This is a genomic window from Pseudarthrobacter sp. As-47 (assembly GCF_058215595.1).
In genome coordinates this window covers 1,232,943-1,246,599 of sequence record NZ_CM177088.1, presented here as the reverse complement: position 1 = coordinate 1,246,599, position 13,657 = coordinate 1,232,943, and the positions used below count along the sequence as shown (strand labels likewise).

Here is a 13,657-nt window from a genome sequence, read left to right as displayed (position 1 = left end):
TCAAACTCTTGCAGAGCAGTAAGCACGCTGATTGAATTATGGAACCGGAAATGGGGGCCCGGCACAACTTACTGACAAGGAGTGACAACATGGGCATTCTCGGATTTCTCATTTTGGGCCTGATCGCCGGAGCCATTGCGAAGGCTATCCTGCCCGGCCGCCAAGGCGGAGGCTGGGTGGTCACCCTGGTCCTCGGCGTTGTCGGTGCAATCCTGGGCGGCTGGATCGGTTCGCTGATCTTCGGCGGCGGGCTGGCCGAATTCTTCGATATCCGCACCTGGCTGCTGGCAATTCTCGGTTCAATCATCGTGCTGCTGGTTTATGGCGCAGTCACTAACCGCAGCTCCCGCCGGGCATAGCGGCTCCTTTATTCAGACAACCCGAAAAGCGCTGTCCCCCATGCGGGGACAGCGCTTTTGCGTTTGCAGGACAGGGACCGCCAACGGGCCGAAGAAGTCTGCGCGGAACCGGTTCCCGGCAGCTGGTCACATTTCGGCTCCCGCGCTCTATGATGTCCGAGGGGGGTGGTGTCTTGGCTGATTCTTGGAACCACAGCACGAGTGCGCCAGCACAGACTTTCGGGGCCGTTCTTGATGCCAGCCCGGACGCGCTGCTGGCCATAGCCGCGGATGGCAGCATCGTTCTGGTCAACGCCGCAGCCGGGAGGCTGTTCGGCTATAGGCCCGGTGACCTCACCGGACGGGACCACCGCTCACTCCTCGCTGAAGGCTTCCGCGGCGAAGCGGACCAGCTTTTCGCCCGGCTTCGCGCCCTCCCCGGGGACCACCCGCCGCCCCGGGAAATTTACGGGCTGCACAGCGACGGAACGGAATTCCCCGCCGAAGCAACGGGATCACTCTTGCCGTGGGATGCCGCACCGCTTTTCCCTCCGGCGTCTCCGGGGAACGAGGCACCTCCGCGGACTCCGGACGGGAAGCAGGGGCCAGACGACGGCAGCCGCGCGCATCCGCTGCTCCTGCTCTCGGTCCGGGGCACTTCCCACCGCCAGGCCGCGGACGCCGACCTGCGGGAAGCGATGTCCCTGCTGACCGCGACGCTGGAATCCACCGCGGACGGCATTTTGGTGATGAGCTCCGAGGGCAGGGTGGCCGGTTTCAATGACCAGTTCCTCACCATGTGGGGCATCCCGCCGGCACTCATGGAGGGGGACAGCGAGGAGCCCGTCCTGCGGCTCGTCATCTCACAGGTGGCGGATCCTGCGGGCTTCCTGGCGCGGATCAGCGCGCTGGAGGAAGACCAGGCAGCAGAAAGCCATGATGTCCTGGACTTCGCGGACGGACGCACCTTTGAACGGTATTCGCGGCCGCAGCGGGTGGGCGAAAAAATCGTTGGGCGGGTATGGAGTTTCCGGGACGTCACGCCGCGGCGCCAGGCCCAGGAGCAGGCCCACCAGGCCATGTTGGACCTGGCGGCGCAGGCCGAGAAGCTCCGGGCCATGGCGTTCCAGGACCCGCTGACGGGGCTTGCCAACCGCGCCGTGTTCAACGACGCCCTGGCTGGTGCCTTGCGGGAACCGCGGCTCAAGGCCGTTGACGTGCTGCTCCTGGACCTGGATGACTTCAAGGAAGTCAATGACATCCTTGGCCACCAGGCCGGCGACGACATGCTGGTTGAGGTGGCCCGGAGGCTCCGTGGCTGCGCCCCTACGGCCGATGTTGTGGCCCGCCTGGGCGGAGACGAGTTTGTGGTGCTCCTGACCGCCTGCCCGGACGCGGATGCGATCGCCGAGTGCATCGTCCGGTGCCTTCACGTCCCCGTCACCATCCAGGGCACGGTCCTGCGGCCCAGCCTCAGCCTGGGACTCGCATCCCTGGGCCGGGACAGCGTGGGCGCCTCAGAGCTGCTCCGGCAGGCGGACATCTCGATGTACGCGGCAAAGGCCGCCGGCAAGAACCGGTTCCTGCGGTTCCATCCGGACATGATGACGGCCCTGGTGCAGCGGACCCACATGGAAGCCGGCCTGCAGCTGGCCGTGGCCCGGGGCGAAATCACGGTGGATTTCCAGCCGATCGTTTCGCACCGCATGGGGCAGGTGGTCACGTTCGAGGCGCTGGCCCGGTGGGACAGGGACGGCGGGCGCGTCCCGCCGTCGGTCTTCATTCCGCTGGCCGAACGCACGGGGCTGATCAACGAGATCGGTGCTGAAGTGATGGCGCTGGGCATGGTGCAGCTGGCACCGTGGCTGAGCGAGGATCCCTCGCGGTCGCTGGCCGTGAACGTCTCGGGAGTACAGCTGCAGGACCCCCTGTTTGCGCAGACGGTCCTCCGGCTGGCGGAGGCCAGCGGCGTCGCCGCCTACCAGCTGGTCCTCGAGGTTACCGAGAGCGTGTTTTTCGACGCCGACTGCAGCCTCATCAAACAGCTCAGCACGCTGCGGGATGAGGGAGCCAGGGTTGCCCTGGACGACTTCGGCACCGGATACTCCTCACTGGGCAGGCTGCAGGACCTGCCGGTGGACACGGTGAAGATCGACAAGACCTTCATCTCCATGGTGCGCACCGGCACGGAGCGGCTACCCATCCTCAGTTCCATGATCAACATGGCCCACAGCCTGGGATTGACCGTCACCGCGGAAGGCGTGGAAACGGCGGCGCAGGCGGACTACCTGGCGGCCCTGGGTTGCGATTCGCTGCAGGGATACCTGTTTTCGCTGCCGCAGCCGGGCCGTCGGCTGGCAAACGCGCTGCAGCAGGCGGAGGAAGCCCTTACTGCGCTGAAGGAACGGTAGGAAGGACGACGACGGCGCGAGCCGGTTAAGCGGCCTGCTTGCGGCCTGCCTGCTTCGCGGATTTCTTCGGCTGGGATGCTGCGGGTGCGGGCGGCGCTGCGTGCCGGACTGCCGGTTCTTCGCCTGCATGCTCGGGCACCACCTGCTGGGCCACTGTCTGTGCTTCCGCCGGCCCTGCTTCTGCTGCACGCTCGGGCACCACCTGCCGGGCCACTGAATACTCGTCTTCCGGGTGCCCGGCGTAGGCCATTCGGGCGTCGCGGTTGCGGCGCCAGCGGCGGAGCAGGTCGGCGGCGGCCACGATGCCCGCCAGCGGGGTGAGGACCGCAGCGGTGTAGACAAACAGCATCCAGGTCAGGGTGGTCAGCGGGGGCTGGTTGTTGTGCAGGAGGGACAGCCCGCCCAGGAGTCCCACGGCCCAGAACAGCAGCACGGCGGTAAGGACTGCAGCGGCCGGAAAATACTGGTTGCTCACGATCTTTTTCAGGGTTTCCATGCACTTCCTCCTGCCTGGCCGGGGCACGGCAACAGCCGCTCACCACAAGTATGGGGCTCAGGATCGGCCAAACCGTGCAAGACGCCTCGGCGAGTGATGAACGTAACTGGGGCGGCCGTCGTCGTCCGCTGTTGCAGGGATCTTCCGCTGGCTCAAGGGGCCCACTAGCGTGAGGCGTGTCCGCTCACAAAGCCCTCCAGGAGGTCCCCATGCGCAAAGTCACCGCCGGCCTGTTCCACTCCGTGGACGGCGTGGTGTCCGATCCCTACAAGTTCCAGTTCGACAGCTTTGACGACGAGCTGGGAGCCGGCCTGACCACCATGATGGACACCGTGGACACGGTGGTGCTGGGCCGGGTGAGCTATCAGGAGTGGGCCGGGTACTGGCCCACCGCATCCGTGGACGAGGACTTTGCCGCCTTCATCAACCCGGTGGAGAAGTTCGTGGCATCGCGCACCCTGGCGGAACCTCTCGAATGGCAGAACTCGCGCCTGATGGACGCCCCGCTGGAGGAATTTACGGCAGCGCTCAAGGAGCGTGAGGGCGGCGAAATTGCCGTGTGCGGCAGCATCTCGGTCACGCGGCAGCTGCTGTTCGCCGGCCTGCTGGATTCCCTGACGCTCATGACCCATCCGGTGGTGGCGGGGAGCGGCCGGCGCCTCTTCCAGGACGGCGACCCCTGCACCCGTCTGGTCCTGCTGGACCAGTCCCGGACCAGCAAGGGCAACGTGATCACCACCTACGGGCGGCTTGGGGCGTAGGGCCCTACACACTGTCCCGCGACTGTGACAGGGTTTGGATATGGGTGAAGACATTATTGATCCTGATGACGAGGCCGTGCCCGGCACCGGTGTCAATGACCATGCCTGGGAGCGGGAACACCGGCATCCCACCCCCGAACAGGCCCGATCGATCGGATACCGCCGCAGGGACGCCGAGGCAAAACTTGAGCAGCACCAGCAGGAGGCCCGGGAAAAGGCTGAACACGCGGAGGAACAGGACGCCCGGGACAAGGACACCAAAGAAGAGGGCGGCTAAGGACCTTCAGGTCCAGCGCCTTCAGATTCAGCGCCTTAGGATTCAGCGCTGCGCGGCAAGGGCCTGTCCGACGGCGGCGATGTCGGCAGGCGCCGTGCGGCAGCATCCGCCGATGATGCGGGCGTCGTGGTCCAGCCACGTGGCGGCCCCGGCGGCGGGGTCCACGGGGTGTGCGTCCCGGTTTCCCTCTCCGGGTGCCGTGGTTGGCCCCCAGGTTTTGGTGACGGGATCATAGGTTTCGCCTGAGTTGGGGTAGGCAACCAGCGGTTTGGCCGTCGCGCTCTGGAGGGCGGCGAGCGCGGGGGTGACCAGGTGCAGCGGCACGCAGTTCACACCGATCGCTGCCACCAGGGGGTTAGCGTCAAGGAGCCCTGCCACTGCCGTGAGCGGCGTGCCGTCGCTGATATGGGCGCCGTCCCGCAGGGAGAAGGAGAACCAGGATTCGGCGCCGAACTCGTCCATGAGTGCCGCCAGCGCCTCGGCTTCGGCGAACGACGGGAGCGTCTCGCAGGCCAGGAAGTCCGCACCGGCAGCGACGAGCGCAGCGACCCTTGGCCGGTGGAAGTCCATGAACTCCTCTTTCCGCAGCGTGTAGTCGCCGCGGTATTCCGAGCCATCTGCCAGGTAGGCGCCATAGGGACCAACAGACCCGGCGATGAGCAGTGCGCCCGCGCCCGGGGTGGCAGCCAAGTGGGCGCGGCGGGCCTCGTCCGCCAGCCGGACCGACAACGCCACCAGTTCCAGGGCATCCTGCCCGCTCATCCCCCGCCGCGCGAAGCCCTGCGGCGTTGCCTGGTAGCTGGCGGTGGTGGCAATCCGGGCACCGGCGGAGAAGTAGTCGCGGTGGACGTCCCTGATCAGGTGCGGATTTTCGACAAGCACTTTGGCGGACCACAGGGGATCGTCGAGGTTGCAGCCGCGGGCCTCGAGTTCCGTGGCCAGGGCGCCGTCGGTCACGAGGTGTTCCCCGGATTCCAGCAAGGACGAGAGCTGCACGGTCGAAGGCATACTAGTCATAATACGCATTTACTTATGCTTGTAATGATTATTTCTTTCTGTCACGATGGCTGGCAGCCGTCACCCGGCAAAGGAAAGAGGCAAGGTTCTTGGACGTTCAACTTCACCCGGTACGCAAGCTGCGCGTGCACTGGCCCATCAGCGGCACCACCTTCGGGCAACTGTCAAAGGGCGAGCCGGACGCCTTCCGGGATGATCCGGGGATCGCGCACCTGCTGCAGGCCCTGGCTGAATTCCGGGAACTCGGCGACTTCGGCAACTACAAGCACGTGTTTGAGTCCAGCCTGGGTTTCGAGGGCTTCACTACTGCCGAGGGCGCCAACCCCACCCTGGGACGCGTGGGTGAGCAGACCCTCTCGCCAACCTTCGTTTTCACCACCTATTTCGACGCCTCACTGGAGGACGCCGCCGTCGAGCGTTTCATGCGCCACCTCGTGGACATCCATCCCTGGGAAGTCCCGGTCATCGAAGTGACCGGCCCCATCAGCGTCTCCAGTACCGCACTGGCCCCAACGGCAGAAGCACCCATGACAGAAGGAGCAGCCGCATCGTGACGGACACCAGCACCATGCCCCTCTGGGAGGGCCTCCAATCGGTGATCGCGGGCCGGCGGTTCGTGGACCTTACGCACGCCTTCCACCCGGGCCAGCCCCACTTCGCCGCTTTTCCCGATGAGCAGCGCGAAGCCCTCTTCGACCTGGACAAAGGTGACGGCTTCACCGCCCACCGCTACACGATCGTGGGCCAGTGGGGAACCCACGTGGACCCGCCCTCGCATTTCATCCGCGGCGGCAGGACGCTGGACCAGATTCCGGTGGAGGAGATGATCCTTCCGCTGGTGGTCCTGGACATCAGCCAGCGGGTGGCGGGCAACCCGGACGCCACACCCACCCTGCAGGACGTACAGGACTGGGAGATCCGGAACGGCACCGTCCCACCGGGTTCCTTTGTGGCCCTTCGTACGGGCTGGAGCCGCCGCTGGCCCGATCCGGAGGCAATGGCCAACCGGGACAGCGAAGGCCTGAGCCACACGCCCGGCTGGTCCCGGGAGGTGCTCTCCTTCCTGGTTGAGCAGCGCGCCGTGGCCGCCATCGGGCACGAGCAGACGGACACCGACCCGGGCCTGGCCACCTCCCGGCAGGACTTCAGCCTGGAAACGTATGTCCTGGAACAGGGCCGCTGGCAGATCGAACTGATGGCCAGCCTGGACGGACTCCCGGAATCCGGCGCCGCCGTCGTCGCTGCCTGGCCAAAACCCCAGGGCGGCAGCGGCTTCCCGGCGCGGGTGTTTGCCATCTGCTGAGCGGGCGGCCAGGCCCTGCCCCTCCATTAGACTCGTCACCATGCCAAAAACCTCCAGCATGGGCCGCGGAATCATGGCCCTCTTTGCTGTGGGCGCCCGCCATGCAACGGGACATCCCGGCGGCACGGTGGCGGACATCGCCGCCGATCTTGGCAAGGACCGCAGCCAGGTCTCACGCAACCTCCGCGGCGCCGAAAAGGAGGGTTTCCTCCGGAAGGCCGGCCAGCGCACCTACAGCCTGGACTGGTCCGTCCTCACCGACGCCCAGCTGCTGACCGAACGCCGCCTGCAGTCGGACGGCGCCACCGCCCTGGACACGCTGGCCGCAGGAACGGACGAAGCCTGCTTCCTGGGGGTCCTTCACGGGGACAGCACAGTGACCATCGGCGAAAGCGTCCCGGCCAGCAGCAACCTGGTGGGCTCCTGGCTTGGCCGGCCCTATCCCGCTTACTGCAGCGACGCCGGCCAGGCCGTGCTGTGGGAGGCCTCGGAAGCGGAAGTGCGTACCGTCTTCGCGGACGTGCTTTTTGTGCGGCACGGCCCCAACACACCGGCCGACGTGGACGATTTCCTGGCACGGCGCGAAGCTGCCCGGAAGCGGGGTTACTCGATCGTGGATGAGGAGGCAGAACCGGGCCTCTATTCCCTGGCCGTCCCCGTCCGGGATTTCAAGGGCGACGTGGTGGCTGCGCTGCAGATCGTTGGCATCAAGGACCGCCTGGGACCGCGCCGGAAGGCATGCGCGGACGCACTGGTGGCCCAGGGAGCGTGGCTTGAGCAGCGGCTCGGGTACCGGCCGCTGGACTAGCGGGCGCCCGCGCGGGATCCGAGCCGTTCCGCCGCGCTGGTGAGCACAGCCGCCGCAGCCGCCGCATCCGGACCGATCCCGGCACGGCTGCCCAGCACACTCAGCGAGGCGAGGATGGCACCGCCGGCGTCGCGGACAGGAACCGCGAGTTCCACCACGTCGTGTTCGAATTCCTCGGCTGCGGTGATGAACCCGGCGCCACGGTCGCGGACCATGAGGTCCCAGACCCCATCGGTAGAGTGGGCGGCCCCCGGTCCCCCGATGCCGATGTAGTTCACGTCCTGCAGCAGGGAATCCAGTGCCGGCCGGTCAAGGTCCCACAGCAGCGCCCGGCCCGCGCCGGTGCACCAGGCCGGAGTCACCATGCCCGGCTTGACGAAGCTGCCGGGCACGGCGTCGTTGCTGGAGGCCCGGACCAGGGTCACGCGGTAGCCGTCCCGGACGGAGAGCCGCGCGCGCAGTCCCAGCGCCGCGACCAGCGCCTCAAGTTCGGTTCTTGCCTCCCGGACCCAGCCGGTGTTCAGTGCCGCGGCCAGGCTGAAGAAGCGCGGACCTGTCCGGAACGGCCCGCGGTCCACGCGCTCCAGCAGTCCGAGATCGCACAGTTCCTGCGCCAGGCGGGAGACGCGGCTCTGCTCCATGTCCAGCTCGACGGCCAGCTGTGAAACGCCCAGCAGCTGGCGGCCCAGCTTCTCCCTGTCAGCTACCAGCCGGACAATCCGGAGCCCCTGCGCCATTGACGACGCCTCAGCGGACGAATCCACGCTTATCTGCCCCTCCCGGCCGGTCACCACGCCCCATTGTTCCATGGGCAGCGCCCTCCCTGGGCGGGGCACGCATCATGCCGGAAAGGACGACGGCGCCCGCCCGGCAAGGTGCCCCAACGCACCTTGCCGGCAGCCGCCGTCGTCCGCTCCGTGCTTCCTGGTTACCTGGCAGTCACGGCCTTGCGGCCGTAGCGGAAGTGGAACCAGGCGTAGCAGGCAGCCACAAAGGGAATGCCGAAGTAGAGCGCGGCGGCCTGGGTGGGGTCCAGGGCGATGCCCACCAGGGAAACGACGCACAGCGAGAACGCCAGGATGGGCACCAGGGGGAAGAGCGGGGCCTTATAGGCGAGGGTGGAGACGTCGCCGCCGTTGCGGACGAACGCGCGGCGGTGGAAGAAGTGCGAGGCGGTGATGGACATCCAGACGCCCACCACGGCGAACCCGGCCACGGACACGAGCACCAAGTAGACGGTCTCCGGGGCCACCACGCTGCTGACCAGGGATGCCACCCCGCCCACCATGCTCACGGAGAGTGCGACCAGCGGGATGCCGCGGCGGGTCAGCTTCTTGAAGGCGCGTGGCGCGTGGCCTTCGTCGGCCAGGGAGTAGAGCATGCGGGCGCAGGAGAACAGTCCGCTGTTGCCGGCCGAGAGCAGTGCGGTGATGATGACGAAGTTCATAATGTCGGCGGCGAACGGGAGCCCGATTGCCGAGAAGACCGTCACGAACGGGCTTTCGTCCAGGCCCACCTCGCTGTACGGGATGGTGGCGGCGATGACGGCAATGGCTCCGACGAAGAAGATCAGCAGGCGGATCACCGTGGTGCGCAGGGCCTTGGGGATGCTGGTGGCCGGGTCCTTGGTTTCACCGGCGGCCACGCCGATGAGTTCCGAGCCGGAGAAGGCGTAGAAGACGGCGAGCACGGTGACCAGGACACCGGTGAAGCCGTTGGGGAACAGACCGCCCTCGGTGGCGAAGTTCTCGAACAGGAAGGGGTGCTCGCCACCGCCGCCGAGCGGCCGGAAGCCGAACAGGGCCGCGCCGCCCAGGACGATCAGGCCGATGATCGCGGCGACCTTGACGATGGCGAACCAGAACTCGGACTCGCCGAAGAACTTGGAGGACACGGCGTTGAAGCCGAAGAGGACGGCCGCGAACACCAGGCACCAGACCCAGACCTCCACGTCCGGGAACCAGCGCTGCATGAGCAGGCCGGAGGCGGTGAACTCGGAGCCGATGGCCACGGCCCAGCACAACCAGTACAGCCAGGCGGTGGCGAATCCCGTGGCGGGGCCGATGGAGCGGGCGGCGTAGATGTGGAACGCACCGGACACCGGGTAGGCAATGGCGAGTTCGCCGAGGCACGCCATCACCAGGTACACCACGAAGGCGCCGATGAGGTAGGCGATGACCGCACCCAGCGGTCCGGCCTGGGAGATGGTGTAGCCGGAGCTGAGGAACAGGCCGGAGCCGATCACGCCGCCCATGGCGATCATCACCAGGTGGCGCGGACCCATGGACCGGCGGAGTCCGGAGTCCGCCACTGGCCTGGCCGGCTGGGCATCCAGCTTCACGTCTGTTGTGGGTTCCACGGGCGTCTCCAAGGGTCGGACTCAGCAATGGGAGCGCGCGCAGTCTCCAGGTCCCGGTCCTTAGCGACGAAGAAATGCGCGGCGGCAGTGTTGAAAGTAGCACGACAGCCGAATTTTTAGTCATTAAATGCATGAAGTCATGTTTATATTGCACGCTGTTACGCGGGTGCCGGTGGCGTAAGCGTCACGTCCAGGGAGCCGGGTCGGTAGCGCCCTCCGGAGTGGAGGGATGCCGTCCTGTTGATGCCGGGGCAGGGCCAGGCGGCAATCCGGTGAAGTGTGCGCCCTGGAGCACCTCGTAGGCCGCCTCCCTTAGGCTGAGGCCTTTTCCGCCTTCCCACGCAAGGCCGAAGCGGATCGGGCCGGCTTCATTGCGCGCTCTGGTAATGACGGATGCAATGTGATGCTGTTCGGCGGGGTAAAGCGGTAGTCCACGGTCAGTGCGGTAGCTGTCAGTGGCCGCCAGCAGGCGGATGGCCCGCTCGACGCGGTGCCGGCTGACGTAGACGTCGGCAATTTGTTCCAAAATACCTGCAACCTGGCCCTGCGCATCGAGCTCAAGTGCGGCGGTGACTGCCTCGACGAGCAGGCGCTCCGCGACGCCATTGTCGCCGGCCTGCTGTGTGCTTTCGGCCAGGTTGGTCAGGGCTATTCCGAGCAACCATCGATCGCCGATCGGGCGGGAAAGTTCGACGCTCGCGTGGCGCAGTTCCAGGGCTTGGGCATGGTCGCCAGCGTAGTACGCCAGGATGCTCAGGAGAATCAAGGCGCCAACCCTTGTGCGCGGGGTGGAACGTGGCATCGACAATACTCCTGCGGCGAGCCGCTGGGCGCTGGCGGCGTCGTCACGCTCCATCGCCTGGACCGCCAGGCACATCCTGGCCCACGCAACGCCTTGGTCGTTGCCGGCGTCGTGGAACGCCTGAAGCGCTCGGGAATGAAGCCTCGACGCCTGGTCACCGCGGCCGAGCATCCAGCACAACGTGGCCGTTCCGCTAAGGGCGGGACCCTGCAGCGCCAGCGGAGCGTTGGGGGTGCCGTCGAGCAGCTTCAGGGCGATCCCGCACTGTTCCGCCACGTCGCCCGTCAGCTCCCAGTAATGCCAGAGTTGCCCCACCAGGCCCAGCGCCACGTCCTTGGAGCCGTCGGGTCCGGCTGCCCACAACAGTGCCGCGCGCAAATCCGGCTCGTCAGCCTTCAGTAAGCGGAAAGCGTCCACCTGGTCCGGGCCCCACAAAACTGGGCCTACGGCCTCGGCCAAGGCACGATAGTGCCCGGCATGCCGCCGGCGTACCTCGTGTTCCTCAGGAAGTAGTGCCAGCCGGTCACGGGCAAACTCCCGGATGGATTGCAGCAGCGACACTCTATGGCTCCCTGCCAGGTCGGTGTAGCGCCGCAGCAGGCTGTGGTCCGCGAGCGCGGACAGCAGTTCTTCCGTGGATGGCGCACCGGCGGACACGGGACCACGCACGGCGTCAATCGCATCCGTCGTCGGATCGTTGGCGAAGACACCGAGGAGGCAGAAGAGCAGGCGTTCCGGTGCCGCCAGCAGCTGGTAACTCCACTCGATTGTGGCGGTAAGGGTTTGCTGCCGGTCCGGAAGGTCCGGGAAGGTGGCCCGCAACGCGACCAGGCTGACCTCCAAGTCAGCAAGGAGCTCGTGCTCGTTGAGGCGCCGCAGGTGGGCCGCGGCCAGTTCAATAGCCAGGGGCAGCCCGTCCAGGCGGCGGCACAGGCGTGTCAGTACGGCGGCGTTTCCTTCGTCCACAGTGAAGCGAGGGCGGACCGCCCGGCCCCGGTTCAAGAGCAGCTTCATTGAAGGCACCTCCCCCAGCTGGAGGGGAGGCAAAGGCGGGTCGAGGGGTGGCAGCTCCAGCGGCGCAAGTTCGAATTCGTACTCGGGACGCAACCCCAGCCGCCTTCGGCTGGTGGTGAGGATCCGGAGCTCCGGGGCTGAGGTGAGCAGGTCCAGCACCACAGGCCACGCGTCCACCAGGTGCTCGAAGTTGTCCAGGACCAGCAGCAGGCGGCGGGCATGGAGAAAGCGGGAGGCGATCTTCAGCGGGTCTTCGCCTGCCGGCACCTCCAGTCCAAGCGCCGCCGCGATGGCACCAGGCACCTGCTCAACGTGGGTGAGCGGGGACAGATTGACCCAACCCGCTCCGTCGGCCATCCGCTCGCCCAAGCGTGCGGCCGCCGCCATCGCGAGGCGGGTCTTCCCTGCCCCGCCCGCCCCCGTGACGGTGACCAGCCGGCATCCCTCGGAGCGGTAGAGCGAACAAATCTCTCCCAGTTCTGTATCCCGGCCCACCATGGGAGTGAGTGGGGCAGGCAGATTGTCGAGGCGCTGCCTGGCGCGGCGGTCGTCATTAGCGGCTGGCGGCCCAAGGGAGGCATCCTGGCGCAGCACCCGTGCTTCCAGCTCCCGCAGGCGCGTCCCGGGATCAATGCCCAGCTCCGCAGCAAAGCTCTTCCTGGCCGTCCGGCAAGCGGCGAGGGCATCTGCCTGCCGGTCGGAGCGGTACAAGGCAAGCACCAGGGACGCCCACAAGCGTTCCCGGAAGGGATGCTGCGATACCAGCCGCTGCAACTCCCCCACCACGTTGGCGTGGCGGCCCAGTGCCAGTTCAACATCGAGGAGGTCCTGGTAAGCGTCCAGCCGGGCCTCCTCCACTTCTTCGAGGTCCGGCGCCAGAACCTCGATGTCGGCCAGGTCCGGAAAGGCAGGGCACACGAACAAATCCAGGGCCTGGCGCAGGCTCACCGCGCCGCTGGCGAGTTCGCCCGCCTCTACTGCGCGCTCGCCGGAGGCAAGGTGTGCGCGGAACTGCAGCAGGTCGAGTTCGTCGTCTTCAACTGCCAGGAGGTAGCCGCCCGGCCTGCTGGCCAGGCGGTGCGAGGCAACCCCTTTGCGGCGGTTGGGTTCAAGCAGGTTCCGCAGGTTCGCGACGTACACCTGCAGCTGCGGGCCCGGACGCGCGGGCGGGTGGCCGTCCCAGATGACTTCAGCCAGGAAGTCGGCTGCTACAACCGAGTTCGCCCGCAGAGCCAGGCATTCGAGGACAATACGCAGGCTGTGGCTGCTGACTGGAACCGGGACGCCGTCAGCAATCACCTGTAATGGGCCCAGGGCCCTGATCCACAGTGCGCTCATGGGCGAGCACCCCTCACTGACCGACACGGGAGCGGGCGGCGCCCAGCCCCGTGACATTTATCGACCAGCGACCCCTAGCGCCCGCCCTGTCACTAACGCGCCCCGAGGAGCGGCATCACCCCCATCATGCTCCCGGGCCCGTTCCGGATCCAGACCTGGCCGCTTGGTTAAGGCGCCAATAGGCCCCCGGGACCACTCTTGAGCCACTCGCACCGAGTGCACCTGAAAGGAAGATCCGATGAAATCCACAATTGCGCGCACACTGGTCCCGGCAGCCCTGGCTGCTGCAGCCTTGGTTGCCCCGGCTCCTGCGGCTGTTGCCGCGGCCGCGCCCGGACCGATCGAAGGATCGTTCACGCTGTCATGTCCGGGCTTCAAGGTGGTGCTGACAGCTGACGGCAAAGTAGGAGTAATCGCCCTGCCCGGTGACCGCGAAAAGATCATCTGGCCCGGATTGAGCGTTACTGTCTCAGACAAGTCAGGAGAGTCCGTCACCTATAACGGCGCTGCCGGCGTGACCCACATCCAATACCTGGAGGACGGCAGCCAGTTCGTCACCGCCACCGGGCCCAACCTCATCACTGTCCCAAGGGCGAACGGACACCCTGCGGGCGTCTACTTCACCACCGGTACCGTCAGCTGGACGCTGGATTCCAAGGGCAGGGAAGTCGGGGGCATGTTCTCAGGGAGTGGCACAGTGACTGACATCTGCGCAGAACTGGCCGACTGACTG

The 13,657-nt window shown here is 66.8% G+C and carries 13 protein-coding genes; 8 read left to right on the top strand and 5 right to left on the bottom strand.

Features of this window, described 5'->3' with window-relative positions; genetic code table 11:
* The first annotated feature begins 89 nt into the window (after window positions 1–89).
* Both AC4BCK_RS05815 and AC4BCK_RS05810 read left to right on the top strand, forming a co-directional pair.
* The gene (locus AC4BCK_RS05815) at window positions 90–359 is read left to right on the top strand and encodes a GlsB/YeaQ/YmgE family stress response membrane protein (RefSeq protein WP_174175383.1); all 270 of its coding nucleotides are present in this window, start codon (window positions 90–92) and stop codon (window positions 357–359) included.
* A gap of 173 nt (window positions 360–532) precedes the next feature.
* Window positions 533–2,749, top strand: coding sequence for a sensor domain-containing protein (locus AC4BCK_RS05810; RefSeq protein ID WP_363939755.1), 2,217 nt, complete (start codon window positions 533–535; stop codon window positions 2,747–2,749).
* A gap of 25 nt (window positions 2,750–2,774) precedes the next feature.
* Here AC4BCK_RS05810 and AC4BCK_RS05805 read toward each other — a convergent pair whose 3' ends face one another.
* Window positions 2,775–3,245 (bottom strand): hypothetical protein, encoded by a 471-nt coding sequence (locus AC4BCK_RS05805; RefSeq protein ID WP_363939757.1) that lies wholly within the window; start codon window positions 3,243–3,245, stop codon window positions 2,775–2,777.
* 209 nt (window positions 3,246–3,454) lie between these two features.
* Between AC4BCK_RS05805 and AC4BCK_RS05800 the strand changes: the two genes are divergently transcribed.
* Window positions 3,455–4,006, top strand: coding sequence for a dihydrofolate reductase family protein (locus AC4BCK_RS05800; protein ID WP_174175379.1), 552 nt, complete (start codon window positions 3,455–3,457; stop codon window positions 4,004–4,006).
* A gap of 40 nt (window positions 4,007–4,046) precedes the next feature.
* Entirely contained in the window at window positions 4,047–4,283 is a 237-nt protein-coding gene (locus AC4BCK_RS05795; RefSeq protein WP_174175377.1) for a hypothetical protein, read from the top strand.
* Window positions 4,284–4,325: 42 nt separating this feature from the next.
* On the opposite strand, the gene mmuM is transcribed toward AC4BCK_RS05795, so the two are convergent.
* Window positions 4,326–5,291: a homocysteine S-methyltransferase gene (gene mmuM / locus AC4BCK_RS05790; RefSeq protein ID WP_363959012.1), complete on the bottom strand. Its 966-nt coding sequence runs from the start codon at window positions 5,289–5,291 to the stop codon at window positions 4,326–4,328.
* A 98-nt stretch (window positions 5,292–5,389) separates the two neighbouring features.
* On the opposite strand from mmuM, the gene AC4BCK_RS05785 reads away from it, so the two are divergent.
* Genes AC4BCK_RS05785 through AC4BCK_RS05775 form a run of 3 tightly spaced genes read left to right on the top strand, consistent with a single transcriptional unit; the run spans window position 5,390 to window position 7,411 of the window.
* Window positions 5,390–5,854: a hypothetical protein gene (locus AC4BCK_RS05785; protein ID WP_174175375.1), complete on the top strand. Its 465-nt coding sequence runs from the start codon at window positions 5,390–5,392 to the stop codon at window positions 5,852–5,854.
* A gap of 14 nt (window positions 5,855–5,868) precedes the next feature.
* Entirely contained in the window at window positions 5,869–6,603 is a 735-nt protein-coding gene (locus tag AC4BCK_RS05780; RefSeq protein WP_435875203.1) for a cyclase family protein, read from the top strand.
* A 40-nt stretch (window positions 6,604–6,643) separates the two neighbouring features.
* The gene (locus tag AC4BCK_RS05775; RefSeq protein ID WP_363959007.1) at window positions 6,644–7,411 is read left to right on the top strand and encodes an IclR family transcriptional regulator; all 768 of its coding nucleotides are present in this window, start codon (window positions 6,644–6,646) and stop codon (window positions 7,409–7,411) included.
* On the opposite strand, the gene AC4BCK_RS05770 is transcribed toward AC4BCK_RS05775, so the two are convergent.
* The 3 genes from AC4BCK_RS05770 to AC4BCK_RS05760 form a co-directional block, all read right to left on the bottom strand.
* Window positions 7,408–8,175, bottom strand: a complete 768-nt coding sequence (locus tag AC4BCK_RS05770; RefSeq protein WP_174175657.1) for an IclR family transcriptional regulator — start codon at window positions 8,173–8,175, stop codon at window positions 7,408–7,410. The genes AC4BCK_RS05775 and AC4BCK_RS05770 overlap by 4 nt on opposite strands.
* A 164-nt stretch (window positions 8,176–8,339) precedes the next feature.
* Complete coding sequence (locus AC4BCK_RS05765; protein ID WP_251422267.1) at window positions 8,340–9,770, bottom strand: amino acid permease; 1,431 nt, start codon at window positions 9,768–9,770, stop codon at window positions 8,340–8,342.
* Window positions 9,771–9,954: 184 nt separating this feature from the next.
* The gene (locus tag AC4BCK_RS05760) at window positions 9,955–12,924 is read right to left on the bottom strand and encodes an AfsR/SARP family transcriptional regulator (RefSeq protein WP_490566731.1); all 2,970 of its coding nucleotides are present in this window, start codon (window positions 12,922–12,924) and stop codon (window positions 9,955–9,957) included.
* A gap of 238 nt (window positions 12,925–13,162) precedes the next feature.
* Here AC4BCK_RS05760 and AC4BCK_RS05755 point away from each other — a divergent pair, with 238 nt between their 5' ends.
* Window positions 13,163–13,654: a hypothetical protein gene (locus tag AC4BCK_RS05755; protein WP_400599087.1), complete on the top strand. Its 492-nt coding sequence runs from the start codon at window positions 13,163–13,165 to the stop codon at window positions 13,652–13,654.
* Window positions 13,655–13,657 lie beyond the last annotated feature (3 nt).